At 67.7% G+C, this 15,168-nt stretch carries 15 protein-coding genes; 4 read left to right on the top strand and 11 right to left on the bottom strand.

Going from position 1 to position 15,168, the window contains the following annotated elements:
• Positions 1-28: 28 nt before the first annotated feature.
• From ASC91_RS08285 to ASC91_RS08245, 10 genes are all read right to left on the bottom strand, one after another.
• On the bottom strand, positions 29-646 hold the full coding sequence (locus ASC91_RS08285) for a hypothetical protein (protein WP_157281327.1): 618 nt from the start codon (positions 644-646) through the stop codon (positions 29-31).
• A gap of 201 nt (positions 647-847) precedes the next feature.
• Positions 848-1,963, bottom strand: a complete 1,116-nt coding sequence (locus ASC91_RS08280) for a patatin-like phospholipase family protein (protein ID WP_056195000.1) — start codon at positions 1,961-1,963, stop codon at positions 848-850.
• Complete coding sequence (locus ASC91_RS08275) at positions 1,963-2,598, bottom strand: glutathione S-transferase (RefSeq protein WP_056194997.1); 636 nt, start codon at positions 2,596-2,598, stop codon at positions 1,963-1,965. Before ASC91_RS08275 ends, ASC91_RS08280 begins: the two co-directional genes overlap by 1 nt.
• Positions 2,595-3,035 carry a hypothetical protein gene (locus ASC91_RS08270; protein WP_056194994.1) on the bottom strand — a complete coding sequence of 147 codons (441 nt, stop codon included), beginning with the start codon at positions 3,033-3,035 and terminating at the stop codon, positions 2,595-2,597. The genes ASC91_RS08275 and ASC91_RS08270 overlap by 4 nt, the downstream gene beginning before the upstream one ends.
• 140 nt (positions 3,036-3,175) lie before the next feature.
• Complete coding sequence (locus tag ASC91_RS08265; RefSeq protein ID WP_157281324.1) at positions 3,176-3,703, bottom strand: hypothetical protein; 528 nt, start codon at positions 3,701-3,703, stop codon at positions 3,176-3,178.
• On the bottom strand, positions 3,703-4,125 hold the full coding sequence (locus tag ASC91_RS08260) for a VOC family protein (RefSeq protein ID WP_056194989.1): 423 nt from the start codon (positions 4,123-4,125) through the stop codon (positions 3,703-3,705). Before ASC91_RS08260 ends, ASC91_RS08265 begins: the two co-directional genes overlap by 1 nt.
• A 32-nt stretch (positions 4,126-4,157) precedes the next feature.
• Complete coding sequence (locus ASC91_RS08255; RefSeq protein WP_162247753.1) at positions 4,158-6,953, bottom strand: pitrilysin family protein; 2,796 nt, start codon at positions 6,951-6,953, stop codon at positions 4,158-4,160.
• 147 nt (positions 6,954-7,100) lie between these two features.
• Positions 7,101-7,268 (bottom strand): hypothetical protein, encoded by a 168-nt coding sequence (locus ASC91_RS28770; protein WP_162247752.1) that lies wholly within the window; start codon positions 7,266-7,268, stop codon positions 7,101-7,103.
• Positions 7,223-8,659, bottom strand: coding sequence for a hybrid sensor histidine kinase/response regulator (locus ASC91_RS08250; protein ID WP_056194983.1), 1,437 nt, complete (start codon positions 8,657-8,659; stop codon positions 7,223-7,225). Before ASC91_RS08250 ends, ASC91_RS28770 begins: the two co-directional genes overlap by 46 nt.
• Positions 8,637-10,136 carry an ATPase domain-containing protein gene (locus tag ASC91_RS08245; protein ID WP_056194980.1) on the bottom strand — a complete coding sequence of 500 codons (1,500 nt, stop codon included), beginning with the start codon at positions 10,134-10,136 and terminating at the stop codon, positions 8,637-8,639. The genes ASC91_RS08250 and ASC91_RS08245 overlap by 23 nt, the downstream gene beginning before the upstream one ends.
• A 451-nt stretch (positions 10,137-10,587) precedes the next feature.
• On the opposite strand from ASC91_RS08245, the gene ASC91_RS08240 reads away from it, so the two are divergent.
• The 4 genes from ASC91_RS08240 to ASC91_RS08225 all read left to right on the top strand — a co-directional run bounded on the left by ASC91_RS08240 (position 10,588) and on the right by ASC91_RS08225 (position 13,926).
• On the top strand, positions 10,588-10,833 hold the full coding sequence (locus tag ASC91_RS08240; protein ID WP_056197143.1) for a hypothetical protein: 246 nt from the start codon (positions 10,588-10,590) through the stop codon (positions 10,831-10,833).
• A gap of 25 nt (positions 10,834-10,858) precedes the next feature.
• On the top strand, positions 10,859-11,638 hold the full coding sequence (locus ASC91_RS08235; RefSeq protein WP_056194977.1) for a serine protease: 780 nt from the start codon (positions 10,859-10,861) through the stop codon (positions 11,636-11,638).
• Complete coding sequence (locus ASC91_RS08230; RefSeq protein WP_056194974.1) at positions 11,635-12,348, top strand: GGDEF domain-containing protein; 714 nt, start codon at positions 11,635-11,637, stop codon at positions 12,346-12,348. The genes ASC91_RS08235 and ASC91_RS08230 overlap by 4 nt, the downstream gene beginning before the upstream one ends.
• Before the next feature lie 159 nt (positions 12,349-12,507).
• Positions 12,508-13,926 carry a triacylglycerol lipase gene (locus ASC91_RS08225; protein ID WP_162247751.1) on the top strand — a complete coding sequence of 473 codons (1,419 nt, stop codon included), beginning with the start codon at positions 12,508-12,510 and terminating at the stop codon, positions 13,924-13,926.
• A gap of 67 nt (positions 13,927-13,993) precedes the next feature.
• On the opposite strand, the gene ASC91_RS08220 is transcribed toward ASC91_RS08225, so the two are convergent.
• Positions 13,994-15,016, bottom strand: a complete 1,023-nt coding sequence (locus ASC91_RS08220) for a HAMP domain-containing sensor histidine kinase (protein ID WP_056194970.1) — start codon at positions 15,014-15,016, stop codon at positions 13,994-13,996.
• Positions 15,017-15,168: the final 152 nt, after the last annotated feature.

The raw sequence follows: 15,168 nt of genomic DNA, 5'->3' as shown, positions 1-15,168 counted from the left end.
CCGGCCAGCGCGACCAGACAAGCGCTCGTCAGGCGCGAGCGCGACGCCGCGCCAGGCCAGTGGCCAGACAGGCGATCACCACCAGGGCAGCCGAACCCGGCTCGGGCAGGCGCCCTGCTTCGACATAGGTGCGGAAGTTGACGTCGTAGTCAGGGACGGCATACACCGCACCGTTCAGGAACAGCTGGCCTTGGCTATAGACATCGCCGCTCGTCCCCGTGAACGACGGGCTGAAATTGCCGGGGCTCTGCCCCTTGAAGCCAAAGACCAACTGGTCACCAGCGCTCAGCGAAATACCGGCAGACGACACGTCGATCAGATTCCATCCGGCAACCAGGCCATTCAGCACCGCGTCGAAGTCGTTCGCATCGCTTTGCCAACCCGCACCCTGGTTGACGAAGAACTGGATACCCGCGCCCAGATTGGCTGCATTGAAATACACCTCGATCGCCGTCAACTGGCCCGTCTGCCCCGCCACCACGCCTTGCTGCCAGGTCAAGGTCGGGGCGCCGCCGTTGAAGCTGACCGTACCAATCACGTCATTGGCCTGGTCAACCACGGGTGCTGCATGAGCCCCCGTCGATGCCAACACCAAAGCCCCCAGCGCGGTTGCTGCCTTGGCAACCAGAGTCTTGCTGATTCGCATGTCCGACCTCCCATAGTTATGAACAGTCCAACGCAGCAGGATCCATACCAGCGCGCCGCCTTGCTCTGTAAACAAGGCTACAGCGGCAGGGGCGAGGAACTGCTAGCGGCGGCCGCCTCGCTCATTGTCAAAAAGATCGACAGGCAATTACCCGAAGCCTCAGCACCGCTGCAGGCCCGCCGTCATGCCAGACGCGGCAGCTCAGGCCCCACCGTCCAGCGTGTGCACCCGCATGCCGACACGGTCCCGTATGGGTTCGCGCCAGGCCGCGCGCTGCAGCACGCGCCGCCCGTCCTTCAGGCCAGCTGACCAGCGCGCGCGCAGGCGCTCGTCGCTGAAGTCGATGTCGCGCCAGGAGTCCTCGCCGGGCAGGGCCTGCATGACGAGGTGGACAACGTCGATGCGCGAGTCGCAGCCCAGGGCCAACAGTTCCTTGATGGCCGGGTCTGCCGCCGTCTTGGCGTCGAGTTTGCGGCCCACCAGGCGCAGCGCGCGGCGCAGGTTCTGCAAGCGCTCGTGGTCGTCCAGGTGTTCGAAGATGCGGCTGGCGTACTGGATGTCCTTGTAGCGCGTCAGTGCACCGGCCATGGTGCTGGGCGCCGCCTCGCTGGCGTCCCACAGATCGACCATGAAGCACAGGGTGTCGCGGCGCTCGCTGTCGTCGAGCACGACATCCAACGGCGTGTTGGAGTAGATGCCGCCGTCCCAGTAGGCGTCCTTGCCGATCTGCACCGGTGCGAAGCCCGGCGGCAGTGCGCCGCTGGCCATCACATGCTCGGGCGCAATGCGGGTGCGGCCGTCACGGTTGTCGAACAGCGCCAGGCCGCCGGTGCGCACATTGACGGCGCACAACGTCAGGCGCGTCTCGGCCGCGGCGATGCGCTCGAAGTCCACCAGCTCGCGCAGCGTCTCCTCCAGTGGCGCGGTGTCATAAAAGCCCAGCTCGGTCAGCGGCGCACGCCGGTTCATGTCCCAGGCCTGCGGGCCGCGCGGCTTGAAGAAGCCCGGGATGCCGCTCGTCAGCGTCTGCCAGGTCTGCAGCCCTTGCTGCCAGATCGCCGTGAAGGGGCTGGCCGGCAGATGTGGCGCAAAGCCGGGCCGCGTCACGCGGTCCCAGAAGCTGCGCAGCGCCTTCAGGCGCTCAGCCGGCGCGTTGCCGGCGATCAGCGCCGCGTTGATGGCGCCGATGGAGGTACCGACCAACCAGTCAGGCGGCAGGCTGGCGTCCTCCAGCGCCTCGACGAAGCCGGCCTGGTAGGCACCCAGGGCGCCGCCACCCTGGAAGACGTAGACGGTTTGCGAGGGGCGCTTAGCCATCAGCTGAGTTGTACCGCGTCGTCGCAGGGAATGGCGCGAAAGACCGGCAGCGCCTCGGTCGCCGCTGCATGCGCGACGAGATGTGGGAAACCATCCGCTGCCACCACCTCGGGCAGCAGGAACTGCGTGAAGGTCCAGGCGACGCCGACCGTGATGCCCGCCTGGCGGATGCCGCCTTCGCTGGCATCCAGCGGCTGGTGGCTCAGTTCCTTCTCCAGCTCGCCATAGGCTGCCAGCAGCTGGCCAGTGACGCGCTCGATCCAGGGCTCATGCCGCTTCTCGGCCGGGCGCAGGCCGCGCTCATAGACGATCTGGGCCGTCTTCTCGCAGGCCGCCAGCGCCAGGCCGGTGAGGCGCAGTTCGCGCAGCAGCTCGGCCGGCTCGCTCGATTGCAGGCTGCGGCCGGCCAGGGCCTGAACGTACTCGAGCATCAGCGTCGAATCCATCAGCAGGCTGCCGCCAACGTCGTCATCGCAGATCAGCGTCGGCGCCTTGACGACCGGGTTGATCTGCCGGAAGGCATCAAAACCGCGGAACACTGAGATGGCCGCGTGCTCGAAGGGCAGGCCGAGCAGCCGCATCGAGATCGCGACGCGGCGCACATAGGGGGAGTCCAGCATGCCGATGAGCTTCATGGGCCTTCCTTCTGCTTCGGAGATTCAATGCCATGCTCGCGCATCAGCTGCTCCAGGGCTTCGCCGCCGTGACGGCGTTCAATCTCGGCTCGCATCACGCCGTTGTAGCCGTCAGCGAAGGCAAGTGCGAGCAGCGAGCCCTCCTCGCCCTTGTAGACCCAGTCGACGCCGTAGCGTTTCTCCAGCCGCTGGGCCTTGGCCGCTTCAGCTTTGGTCTTCGGGGGCCCGAATATCTGCAGTTGCAGAAGGCCTGCCTTGATGTCCGCACGTGCCTTGGCCTCACCGCGCTCCACCGCGCCGGCGGGATTGCCGACACGCAAGTCGACGGACGCGACCAACTGCCGTTCTGTCTTGATCACGTCGCCGTCGGAAGCGCCGAACTGGTTGAACATGCCGAGCAGGCTCAAGACCGCCAGCAACGCAGCCAGCACGGCCACGACTTGAACGGTGCGAACGCCACGGCGCCGGCGCCACTGCGGCTCCACCCAATCAGAAAGCATGGTCACTCGTCGCACCGGTTTCAGTCAGCAGCCGGCCTTCGGCAGCCCCAAAGCCGCCCATCAATCCAAACATTGCATCAGCTCCTTGAACGCCGATTTTCGGCCAACGGCGCCAGCGCCGCCTGTACGCGGCCTTGCCAGCCGGCTTGCTCGGCCGCCGTCCAGTCCGGCCAGCGCTGCGCGTCGGCCTCCAGCTCGGTGGCCAGGGCCTGCAGCGCCACATGCTGGGTCAGCAGCGCGGCCAGGCTCAGCCGCGCCAGCCACTCCTGGGTCTGGCGCACGCGCGGATAGGCCTGGAACAGCCAGCGCGCCACCTCGGGCCGCGCGCGCCAGTCGGCGCTGCCGAAGCGTTCGGTGGCCAAGGCCGTCAGCCGCTGGCCCGCGCCCAGGCAGTCAAAGGCCACGCAGCCCTCAAAGCCGCGCGGCACCAGTTCATCGTGGATGCCACAGCGGTGGTCAGCGCAAAGGTGGTGGCAGGGTGTCTCGGCCGGCTTGTCGAAGCCAAAGCCCTGGCTCGCATCGAAGGGTGGAATCACGCAGCACAGCGCTACGCAGGCCGAGCAGTCGGCCTTGAGATGTGCGGGGAGCTGTACTGGCGTGGTCACTACGCCGCATTGTCCGACACGCCCACCATCCAGCCCACGCCGAAGCGGTCATCGACCATGCCGAACAGCGGCGCCCAGAAGGTCTTGGCCAGCGGCATCTTGACCTGGCCACCTTCGGCGAGAGCCGCAAACGCCTCCCGCGCGGCATCGGCGTCGGGGCAGTCCAGCGACAACGAGAAGCCCTTGAAGGCCGTGTCGCCGTCGCACATGCCGTCGGACATCATGACCAGGGCCCCGCCGATATGGACCGAGGCATGCATGATCTTGTTCTCCGAGCCAGCCGGCAGCGTGCCCGGCGGCGGCGGCTCGGGGCTCTCGGAGTTGCGCATCAGGAACTCCACCTTGGCGCCCAGGGCCTTCTTGTAGAACTCGATGGCTTCTTCGCAGCGGCCGTTGAAGAACAGGTAGGGGTCGATCTTCATCGCAGTCTCCGGTGACGGTCAGTCAGGCAACTCTAGGGATTTTTGAAGTCGCCAGCTGTCGAAATGATGAAACTCTCGGCCTTGATGTGTTTACGCCAGGCCGCATTGGCCTGCTCGACGCTGACGGCCGCCAGCGCTTCGTCGCGCTTTTGCGCCGCCGCCCAGGTCTCGCCGCGTTCGGCCAGGCTGGTCAAGCCACCGGCCAGGGCGCCGGGATCGGCGCGGCCCTGCTTGCGGCCTTCCAGGATGTCCTTTTTGGCGCGCTCCAGCTCGGCCGCCGTGACGCCATCCCTGGCCATGCGGGCCACTTCCTCCTGCACGACGGCAATGACGCGCTCGCGCTTGTCCGGCGCATAGCTGGCCTGGATGGCGAAGCTCCCGGCATTGCCCCAGTAGCCCGCGTTCAAGGAGGCGCCGATGCCATACGTCAGCCCTTCCTTCTGGCGCACGCGCTCGGACAGCCGGCTCTCCAGCCCGCCGCCGCCGAAGATGTGCACGGCCAGTTCCAGCGCCGGATAGTCGGGCTCCTCGGCGTTCAGCGGCAGGGTCTGGTGCAGGCGCACGATGGCATTGGCCTTGTCACGCGCAATGGCGTCGAAGCGTGCCGGCGGCACGGCCAGATGCTGGGGGATGTGACGCACGAACTTGGGCGCGGCAGGCTTCTTCCAGTCGCCGAAGAGCTTGTCGATCTCGGCACCCAGGCCATCCGGCAGCGCACCCACGACGCTGACCTGGGCGTCGTTGGTGCTCCAGTAGTCGGCATAGAAGCGCTTCACCTCGTCCAATGTCGTCGCCTTCAGGTTGGCGATGCGCTCGTCGACGCCCATCACATAGTCGGGGTGGCCCAGTGTGACGCCGCGGGCCTTGTTGTAGTGGCCACGCGTGGCTTCCTGGCGCAGCACGCTGGGCTCCTGGCGCGAAGCCTCGATGCCGGCAATGTTGGCCTTGATGTCGCGGTCGAAGGCATCCTGAGGGAACAGCGGCTTGCGCAGCGCATCGGCTGCCACGCGCAGGGCCGGCAGCAGCGTGTCGCGCTCGGCGCTGATGAAGATGCTCGCGCCCTGGTCATAGCTGGTGATGTTGAGGTTGGCGCGCAGCTTGATCAGCGCGTCCTGCAACTGCTGCTTGGTGTAGCCGGCACTGCCCTCGTCCATCAGTGCGCCGACCATGCCGGTGCCGTTGCGCGCGAAGGTCGCGTCGCGTTCGCCCCAGCGCAGCTGCATCTGCAGCACGACGGTGTTGCCGCGCGTCTGCTTCTTCAGCGTGTGCAGTGCGATGCCGCTGGGCAAGGCCGTGCGCGACATGCGCGTCTCCAGCACCGCTGGCACAGGCTCGAGCTGTTCGCCCTCCTCCACCTTGGGCGGGCCCTTCAGTTCGGCCAGGCGCTGCGCCAGCGACGGCGCGGCGGGGATGTCCACGCGCTCGACGGCGTTGACCGGCAGGTAACGGCCCAGCGTGCGATTGGCCGGCTTGAAATAGGCGGAGCGCACGCGCTCGACGTCCGCCAGCGTGACCTTGGGAATGTCTTCCATCAGCTGGAAGAGCAGCCGCCAGTCGCCTGCAGCGATCAACCCGGAGATCTGCTGGATCAGCGCCTCGGGGTTCTTCATCTGCTGGCGGTAGCTGTTGACGGCGATGTCGCGCACGCGCCCGAGTTCGCTCTCCTCGAAGGGCTTGGCCGCGCGGCCCTCGGCAAGGTCCAGCAGCAGGGTTTCGATCTTGTCGACATCGGCTCCCGGCGGCAGCACCGCGTATGCGCCCACGGTGCCTGGCTCCGCTCCGCCCGCGCCGCCAATACCCGCGGCGACCGCCAGCTTGGGCTCGACCAGTTGCTTGTAGAGCTGGCCGCTGGGCTGCAGGCTCATCAACAGGCCGTAAACGACCAGCGCCGGCGTGTCGGGGTGGGTGATGGCCGGCACGTGATAGGCCGCCAGCAGGATGGGCTGGCCGCCGACACGGCGCACGACGACGGTGCGCTCGCCGTCCTGGGCGGGCTCGACCGTGTAGGGCTGCGGGATGGGCGCGGCGGGCTTGGGCGTAGCACCGAAGTGCTTGGCGATCAGCGCCAGCGTCGCGGCCTTGTCGAACTGGCCGGCGATCAGCAGCGTCGCGTTGTCGGGCCGGTAATAGCGCTTGTAGAAAGCCTGCAGCTTCTCGATCGGCACATTCTCGATGTCGCTCTTGGGGCCGATGGTGGCGTGGCCATAGGGATGCCAGGCAAACGCTGCCGCATTGACACGCTGGTTCAGCACGGCAAACGGCTGGTTCTCGCCGCGCTCGAACTCATTGCGCACCACGCTCATCTCGGTGTCCAGGTCGACCTTGGCGACGCGGCTGTTCACCATGCGATCAGCTTCCAGGTCGAGCAGGAAGGCCAGGGTGTCGGCATTCGCGTTGAAGCTCGCGAAGTAGTTGGTGCGGTCCACCGTCGTCGTGCCGTTGAACTTGACGCCGCGCAGCGCCATCGCGCCGGGGATGTCCTTCTGCCTCTCGGTGCCCTTGAACAGCATGTGCTCCAGCAGGTGGGCCATGCCGTATTCACCGGGCGCCTCATGGCGGCTGCCGACGCGGTAGGTGATGTTGACGGTGGTGGTGGTCTGCGTCGCGTCGGGGAAGAGCAGCAGCTGCAGGCCGTTGGGCAGGCGGTATTCCTCAATGCCGCCCAGCTCGCGCACCTTTTCGGGTGTTGCAACGCTGGCCGCATGCGCCGCCACGGCGGGCTTGGCCTTGGGCACCGGCTGAGGCTGGGCCTGCGCCGCCCCCAGGGCCAGGCTCATCAGGGCGACGCCCAGGGCTCGCGGCATCCACCCATCCAGCACTCTCATCATCTGTCTCTCTCCAGGCAGCCGCATCTTCGGCTTGGCGGGGATTCTGCGCGGTTTTACAGGCCCGGCCATCGGTCAGGGTTCGTCAGATTCCAATGCAGACGTGACGCCCCCCGGCCGAGCGTCCGCGCTCGCTTCCCCAACAACACGTCAACCGGCCTGCAAACGGGCCAACAGGGCGGAAACCGCATCCACGCTGGCCGGTTTGGTCAGGTGCTCGTCAAAGCCGGCGGCGCGCGAGCGCTTCTTGTCTTCCTCCGAGCCCCAGCCCGTCAGCGCCACCAGCAGCGTGGACGCAAAGCGCGGGTCCTGGCGCAATCGGGTCGCGAACTCGTGGCCATCCATGCCGGGCATAAGACGGCCTGAGGCAGGAAGCTGGCTGCCGTCTGCAACGCGGCCGGGCCGCTGTTCGCGACCTCTACCTCGTGGCCCGACAGCGACAACAGCATGGCCAGCGACGTGGCCGCATCGTCGTTGTCGTCCACCACCAGGATGCGCGCCGGCGGGGCCGGCTCGGGCTCGGCGGCTGGCAGTGGCGCCGGCGCGGAATCCTCGGCCGCCAGCGGAAGCTCTATGGTGAAGGTGCTGCCCTGGCCCGGCCCGGCGCTCACCGCGCAGACCTGGCCACCATGCAGCGTCACCAGGCTCCTGACCAGGGCCAGGCCGATGCCCAGCCCGCCCTGGGCGCGCTCCAGCGACCGGTTCACCTGGGCAAACATGTCGAAGACGCGCCCGATCATGTCCTGCGGCACGCCCACGCCGCTGTCGCGCACGGTCAGCACGGCCTGCGCGCCGGCGCGAGCCAGCGTGACCCAGATGCGGCCGCCATCGGGCGTGTACTTGGCCGCGTTGTTCACCAGGTTGCTCAGCGACTGCGCCAGCCGCGTCAGGTCGCCGTCCACCCAAAGCTCTTCGTCCGGCAGCGTGACGCTGAGCTGATGGCCCCCCCTTTCGATCAGCGGCTGGCAGGACTCCAGCGCCATCTCAACGACGCGGCGCATGTCCAGCGACTCGCGCTGCAGGATGAGCTTGCCGGTCGAGATGCGCGACACCTCGAGCAGGTCGTCGATGAGGCGCAGCAAATGGCTCATCTGCCGGTCCATCATGTCCGTGACACCCTTGTACTGGGCCTCGTCCTGCGGCGGGTTGGCGCCCAGCAGCTGCAGGCCAGTCCGGATGGGTGCCAGCGGGTTGCGCAGCTCGTGGGCCAGCGTGGCCAGGAACTCGTCCTTGCGCTGATCGGCCTGACGCAGCGAGTGGTCCGCGCGCAGCAACGAGTCGATCTGGTCGCGGATCTGGTACTGCCAGCGCCGCCCGCGCAGGGCCGTTCGCACCGCGCTGACCATGACGCGCGTCGACGTCGGCCGGTCCAGCACCGTGAGGTTGCGCAGCCTTGCCTCGCGCAGCCCCGGCGCCTCCAGGCCGTGGCGGCACAGGGCCACCACGGGCAGGTTGGACCACGCGGGCTGGCGCTCCAGCACGTTCAGCAGCACTGCGAAGCCCGCGTCGGCAAAGGCGGCATCGGTGACCATCAACGCACCGGCGCCCTCGTGCATCAGCTCCTCGGCATGGCGCCAGCCCTGGCAGACGGCGACATCGATGCCCGCCTCGGCCAGCAGCCTGCGCGTGACGTCGCCGTCACGTGCCGTCGGCGCCAGCACGATGACGCGCTCGCTGCAGGAGCGGTCAGCGTCGTCCCGTTCGATCATCGCCAGACTCACCCACGTACAACGGCAACTCGACGGGAATGCCCGCCAGCACGCCGCGCAGATGCACCAGCGGCGGCCCCAGGTGCACGCCCTGGCCGTCGAACCACAGCTGGCGGATGGTGTCCTCATGCCGGCCGCTGCGCTTCTTGATGACCGAGATGGCCTTGCGCACCGCGCCGGCATGCTCGTACATCCTGAACAGCACGACGGCATCGGCCAGATAGCTCATGTCGACCGGGCTGCGCATGTTGGGGCCCATCAGGCCGGACTGTGTCGCCACGACGAAGGTCGCCACGCCGTGGTTGTTCAGGTAGGTCAGCAGCTCGTGCAGCTGCACGACCAGCGCACGCTCCTCGGGCATGGCGTTCAGGTAGCCGTTCAGGCTGTCGATGACCACGACGCGGGCCCCATCGATTTCGACGGAACGGCGCACGAGGTTGGCGAACTGGCTGGGCAGCACCTCGGCGGCGTCGAGCTGGCGCACATGGAGCTTGCCGGGGCCAACACCCTCCTCGACGCTCAACCCCAAGTTGGCCAGACGGTCCAGCAGCAGCGTGCGGCCCTCCTCGAAGGTGAAAATGACGGCATGGCCGCCGCGCTTGGCCGCCATGACGGCATATTGCGAGGCGATGGTGGACTTGCCCGAGCCCGCCGGGCCGACCAGCAGCGTCGCCGTGCCGCGATCGGTGCCGCCGCCAAGCAGTTCGTCCAGCGCCGCGATACCGCTGGGCACGACTTCGCGCTGGTAAGGCGAGCCATGCTGGCTGGGCTTCAGGCGCGGGAACACCTCCAGGCCGCCCTGCCGGATGACGATGTCCTGCTGGCCGCTGATGAAGTCGCTGCCGCGGAACTTGGTGATGCGCAGCTGGCGCTGTGCCGGCCCGTAGGGGGGCACATGGCGCTCCAGCGCAATGACGCCGTGCGCGATGCTGTGCAACTGGGTGTCGACGCTGTCGCTCGAACGGTCGTCCAGGAAGAGCACGGTGCAGCCGCGGCCGACGAAGAACTGCTTCAGCGCCAGGATCTGGCGCCGGTAACGCAGCGACGACTGGGCCAGCAGGCGCAGTTCCGACAGCGAATCCAGCACCATGCGGCGCGGCTTGCAGCGCTCGACGGCCTCCAGCACGCGCTTGGTCGTCTCGCTCAACTCCACCTCCGACGGGTGGTACATGGTCAACTCGGCGTCGCCGAACAGGTCGCTTTCACCAGCCACCAGTTCGACGACCTCGATGCCGTCGAGCGTCCACCCATGCGACGCCGCCCCGGCGCGCAACTCGGCCGCCGTCTCGCCCAGCGTCACGTACAGGCAGGGCTCGCCCTCGCGGACGCCCTGCATCAGGTACTGCAGCGCCAGCGTCGTCTTGCCGGCGCCGGGTTCGCCGTCGACCAAATAGAGCTGCCCGGCAATCAGCCCGCCATGCAGGACTTCATCCAGGCCGGGCACGCCGCTTGCGGAACGCGATCTGTTCCCAGTCATCGCCAATCTCCAGTCAGGAAATGCGGCCTCATGCCAGGCCGCCATGCACAGGTGACAGCCAGTGTATGTCCGCCAAATGGCCGGGTTCGGGTCGGGTCCGGGTCGGGTTTGCGCGTGCGAACTGGAGGTCAGGGACATCGTGCCCAGGCGTACACTGTCCCGGCTGTCGCGCGTCTGCTCACTGCCGCGGCGGCCCCCAGCAGACCGGGCGCCACGCATCACTTCTGCGTTCCCATGCTCGCCGGCTCCCGCCGTCGGCTTTGGTTGTCATCTGCTTGCAGCGGCGAGCCCCACTTCCACTCCTCGAAGACTCTTCGAGGCGCCCCTCCCGGCACCGCGGCCCGCCCCTTCCCGGAGCGCGCCAAACGCGGCCCCGCCCCCATTGACGACCTGCGTGACAGGGCCGCCGCTCGCACCGTCGGCGCCCGATGCCCACGCCCTGGAGATGCTGATGAAGCCGGTCCCCCTTGCACCCGATACCAAACGTGACGCGCTCCGCGATGGATTGCTCGCCACCGTCGACCTGCTCAAGCGCCGCCGCGCCGCCGAGATCGCCGAAAAAACCATCGAGGAGTACGTCGCCCTTCACTGGCTCGAGTGGCATGGCGGCTCACTGCGCCTGACGACGACGGGCGAGAACATGTGCCGGCACCTGACTTCGCAGCTGGACCGCATCACCCCGCGCCCGGCGTACTGACGCGCGGCGCCCACCCGGCCCCACGATGTCGGCACCCGATCCCCTGCTGCTGGCCATTGCGCGCATCGGCACCTTCGACGGCAAGCGCGCGCTGACCGGCGCCAGCGGCTTCTTCTTCCGGCGCGACGCCCGCCTCTACCTGGTCACCAGCCGGCACGTCTTCATCGACGAAGAGGCCGACCACCACCCCGACCGCGTCGAACTCGAACTGCATGCCGACGCCGACAACCTGACCGATGCCATCGTGCTGTCGGTGCTGCTCTACCGTGACGGCCGCGCCAATTGGCGCCAGGGCCGGGACGACGCCGGTGGCATCGACGTGGCGGTGCTGGAGATCGACGCGGGCGCCCTGCCCGAGACGGTCCAGCTCACTGCCTTCACGCTTGAGAGCCTGCCCGGCGCGGACGACGACGTGCCGCTGGGCCAGCCCATCCTGATCACCGGCTTTCCGCTCGGCTTTCACGATGACCTGCACCATCTCCCGGTCGTGCGCCAAGGCGCCATCGCTTCGCCCTATGGCTGGCGCTTCCAGGGCCAGGGCTGGTTCCTGACCGATGCGCGCACTCATCGCGGTATCAGCGGCGCGCCAGTCGTCATGCGGGCGCCGGGCCGCAAGCCCCTGCCCTGGCTGCTGGTGGGCATCCATTCGACGCGCTTCGACATCGGCAACCGCGACCTCGAGGCCGACGAGTCGCTGGGCCTGAATGCGGCCTGGTATCCCGACATCCTCGCGACCCTGACCGACCCCTCGCCGCGCCGCGAACCCCCATCCAAACCCGAGCCGGCCGCAAAGGCCTCGCCTTGAGCTCAGGGAGCGACGGCGCGCAAAGCCGGCTCGTTGCGCTGGAGCGGCAGATCGCCGCCGCCGAGGCGACGCTGCTGGAACTGCAGGCCGCCATCCTCGAAGCCCGCAGCGAACGAGGCCTGTCGGCCGCTCACGACGCCCGCCTGGAGAACAAGCGCCTGCAGGCGGAAAACCAGTTGGCGACGCAGGAAGTGGAGACCGCCCATGCGGCGCTGGAAGTTGCCGTCAAGGCATCGCAGACCGACTCGCTGACCGGGCTGAAGAATCGCGAGGTGCTGTGGGACCGGCTGAGCCACGACATCGCCCTCGCGCGCCGGCATGGTGAACGCCTGATCATCTATTTCCTCGATATCGACGGCTTCAAGCAGGTCAACGACGAGTTCGGCCACGCCGTCGGTGACCTGCTGCTGCAGCGTGCGGCGCGCGTGCTGCAGGCCACGGTTCGCGACAGCGACACGGTCTGCCGCATGGGCGGCGACGAGTTCGTCGTGCTGGTCGCCGCGGCCCGGCGCGAGGACGCCACACAAGTGGCCGACAAGATCGCTCGCGCACTGGCCGAGCCCTGCATGCTCGCCGGCCACCCCATGTCCATCTCGGCCAGCATCGGTTACAGCGTCTTCCCCGACGACGGCGAGTCGCCCGGCGTGCTGATGCGCAAGGCGGACGAGGCCATGTACCGCATCAAGCGGACCGCGTCGCACCCACGCTAGCCACGGCGGTTCCCGCCACCTGAACTTCTGCTTCTGTCGCAACAGTCCTCTGTACTGAGGATGTCGAGCCGACGCCATCGCATCACAGTGCATGGCACGCGCGCAGGTGACCCAGGGCCGTCCTGTGGGCTGAGCCTGCTGGCATGCGGAGGACTCGAAATGCGCACCATTCAACGCCTTGTTTTCTATTCCACAGTCCGCGGGCTGGTGCTTGCTGTCGTGGCTTGCCTTGGCTGCGCCGTCCCGGCGTTAGCACAGGCAGCGGCGCCTGCGCCCTGCCTGCCCATCGAAGGGCCGGCATTCCTGGGCGGCAAGGACCCGAGCCGGACCTCGGTCGTGGTGTTTGTCCACGGTGTGCTCAGCAGCGCCAGGACCGCCTGGAGCGGCAAGGAAGATCAGTCCTGGCCCTGCCTGCTGAGGGCCGAACCTGCCTTCGACAACAGCAACATCTACCTCTACCGCTACGACACCCAACTGCTGGGCAGCAGCCCCGAAGTCGACAAGGTCGCCGAGCAGCTGCGCAAGGACCTGCAGAACGACGGCGTGCTGGACCACGCCCACATCACGATCGTGGCGCACAGCATGGGCGGCCTGGTCACGGCCCAGATGCTGCTACGCATGCATGCCAAGGAGGACATGCGCGACAAGCTCCGCCGCATCAAGCTCGTCAGTTTCTTCGGCACGCCGGCGACGGGCGCCGACATTGCCAACGTGGCGAGCTACGTCTCTGACAGCCTCCAGTTCGCCGGCATGAGGCCCGACGGCCACCAGCAGGCCCTGATCGACCAGTGGCAGAAAGTCGCCTGGCCGTTTCACTGGTACTGCCTGGCGGAGGGGCAGAAGATGGGCTTCTTTTCCTTTGCCTCCGCTCTGGGCGGCGGGGTGCTGGTGGTGCCCAAAGACAGTGCGACCGCGCTATGCCAGCGTCGACCTGACGGCGTCGATGTGCTGGAGCAGTTCGACCACAGCAGCATGGTCAAGCCGGTGTCGCTGCAGGACACGCCGCACCGCTATCTGAAGCGCTACTTCCTGTCCTGCGCAGGCGACGCAATTCCCAAGACCTATCCGAGCAGCGAGGTCAACACGCCCGATGGCCAGGCCATGCTGCAAACACTGGCCAGGCTGAGGGCCAGCGAGTTCAATCTCGACGCGGCGCCCACGGTCGTGCAGGAGGCGCTTTACCAGTCTGACACCTGGTCCGACAGATTCGTCCTTCCGTCCAACCTCGGCCAGCCGGCACTGATGACTCGATCCTTCGAGCGGCTCCCAGGCCGGGCGTTCGCACTCGAGTTCGTCAAGCTGTTCGCCGCAAACCCGGAGGAACTGGCGCCCGCCTGGGTAGGTCGGCTCGGCACCCTGGATCGATACCGCGCGGACGGCCAACTGACGGAACTCCGGCAAGCCTGGGTCTCCGCCGGTTACGCACAGGATTCCGACATCGTGCTGGTGCTTGAACAGCGCAGCAGCGGTGAACAGGTCGTCATCTTTGGCTCGGTGCAAAACGACGCCACGGGCGCGCGCCGGGGTCGAATCCGTGGACTGCTGATCCTGCCGGCCCAGCCAAAGACCTGCACCTGACACCAAACCGGAACCGCCGCGCCCGCGGCCTGGCGCGGCTACGGTGCGCGCTTGAGTTCGACGCGAGTCAGCCGACGCTGTATGGCACTGAGTGCGGCGCGACGGCGTTGCTGAGATCCAGATGATTTGAGCGTGACTGAGGCAATGTCGAAACATTGCATGCGGCGAAGCGCGCGGGCTTTGCAGGAACCGCGGGCAGCAAGGGAAGCTGCTGCGGCTGGCCGGCCTGCAATGCCGCGGGAGCCCATAGGCCTGCGGCCGGGGCGCCACTGCGCGCGACGGTAGCGATCATCAGGTCTTGCAGCGCACCAACGTAGCGCCGGGGCAACTTGATGCGGGTGACGCGGCCGGCCCCGACAGCACTCGTGATCTCCATCGTTCCGCCCAGCAGCCTGCACAGGCGGGCGACGATGGACAGGCCGATGCCCTCGCCCGAAGCCGCGATTGCGGACGCGCCCGCTGTTCGGATGAGCCCGACGGGTCCACCGCTGCACAGCTCGCGGCCGGCGTCTCCGACATCGAAGTACCAGTGGCCAGCCTCCCCAGCGCCACAGTGGCCGTAGGTCAGCACCACGCCAGCGGCGCGCGTGTACTGGATCGCGTTAAGCATCAGGTTCTGCGCAATGCGCGCCACCATCAGCGGGTCGCTCTCCGCGACGAGGCTGGCCGGGCCGCTGATCTCCAGGCTCAGCCCGCGCGAATTCGCCACGACGCGCAGGTTGTTGCACATGTCGTCAAGCGCCATGGCGACGTCCACCGTGCGAATGACAGGTCGTTCCTGCTGGGTGTCGAGCCGAGCCAGGTCGGCCACGCCGTTCAGCAGCTCCCGCAGGCCGGCAACGTTGCGATCCAGCACGGCCATCAGTTCCAAACGGCGCAAGTCGCTGCGCGGCTTCTGCAACAGCGCAGTGACCGCCGTGACCACGCTGAGCTTGCCGCGCAGGTCATGGACGGCTTGCTGCCACAGCTCGGAGGCCTGCGCGTGGGGGTCGGGCCCCGGATCACCGGTCACATCCCGCCAACCGATGTGCGAGCCAAACGAGCCGTGCGTGCCGGTCAGGATCGCCGCGCCCTGGGGCGCGACCGTCATGCCGAATGGAGGGTGTTGCGAGTTCATGGTGAGCAGCCGCTATATCGACGGCTCAAGCATTCCCGAAGCCCCAGCGGCGTTCCGTGCGCTGCCGCACCAACGGTGCGTTTCAAACCCAGCCTCGGTCATCACCTGCGTCGCGGATTGCTGAC

The sequence above is a fragment of the Pelomonas sp. Root1237 genome (assembly GCF_001425055.1).
In the GTDB taxonomy this organism is placed as follows: domain Bacteria; phylum Pseudomonadota; class Gammaproteobacteria; order Burkholderiales; family Burkholderiaceae_C; genus Pelomonas.
This window is presented reverse-complemented; position numbering and strand designations above follow the sequence as displayed.

What these genes read in the sequence shown, in the direction of transcription:
- ASC91_RS08245 (WP_056194980.1), bottom strand. Translation starts at nt 10,136, where the DNA reads ATGACTGGGAACAGATCGCGTTCCGCAAGCGGCGTGCCCGGCCTGGAT.
- ASC91_RS08280 (WP_056195000.1), bottom strand. Translation starts at nt 1,963, where the DNA reads ATGGCTAAGCGCCCCTCGCAAACCGTCTACGTCTTCCAGGGTGGCGGC.
- ASC91_RS08240 (WP_056197143.1), top strand. Translation starts at nt 10,588, where the DNA reads ATGAAGCCGGTCCCCCTTGCACCCGATACCAAACGTGACGCGCTCCGC.
- ASC91_RS08260 (WP_056194989.1), bottom strand. Translation starts at nt 4,125, where the DNA reads ATGAAGATCGACCCCTACCTGTTCTTCAACGGCCGCTGCGAAGAAGCC.
- ASC91_RS08255 (WP_162247753.1), bottom strand. Translation starts at nt 6,953, where the DNA reads ATGATGAGAGTGCTGGATGGGTGGATGCCGCGAGCCCTGGGCGTCGCC.
- ASC91_RS08235 (WP_056194977.1), top strand. Translation starts at nt 10,859, where the DNA reads ATGTCGGCACCCGATCCCCTGCTGCTGGCCATTGCGCGCATCGGCACC.
- ASC91_RS08275 (WP_056194997.1), bottom strand. Translation starts at nt 2,598, where the DNA reads ATGAAGCTCATCGGCATGCTGGACTCCCCCTATGTGCGCCGCGTCGCG.
- ASC91_RS08285 (WP_157281327.1), bottom strand. Translation starts at nt 646, where the DNA reads ATGCGAATCAGCAAGACTCTGGTTGCCAAGGCAGCAACCGCGCTGGGG.
- ASC91_RS08220 (WP_056194970.1), bottom strand. Translation starts at nt 15,016, where the DNA reads ATGACGGTCGCGCCCCAGGGCGCGGCGATCCTGACCGGCACGCACGGC.
- ASC91_RS08250 (WP_056194983.1), bottom strand. Translation starts at nt 8,659, where the DNA reads ATGATCGAACGGGACGACGCTGACCGCTCCTGCAGCGAGCGCGTCATC.
- ASC91_RS08225 (WP_162247751.1), top strand. Translation starts at nt 12,508, where the DNA reads ATGCGCACCATTCAACGCCTTGTTTTCTATTCCACAGTCCGCGGGCTG.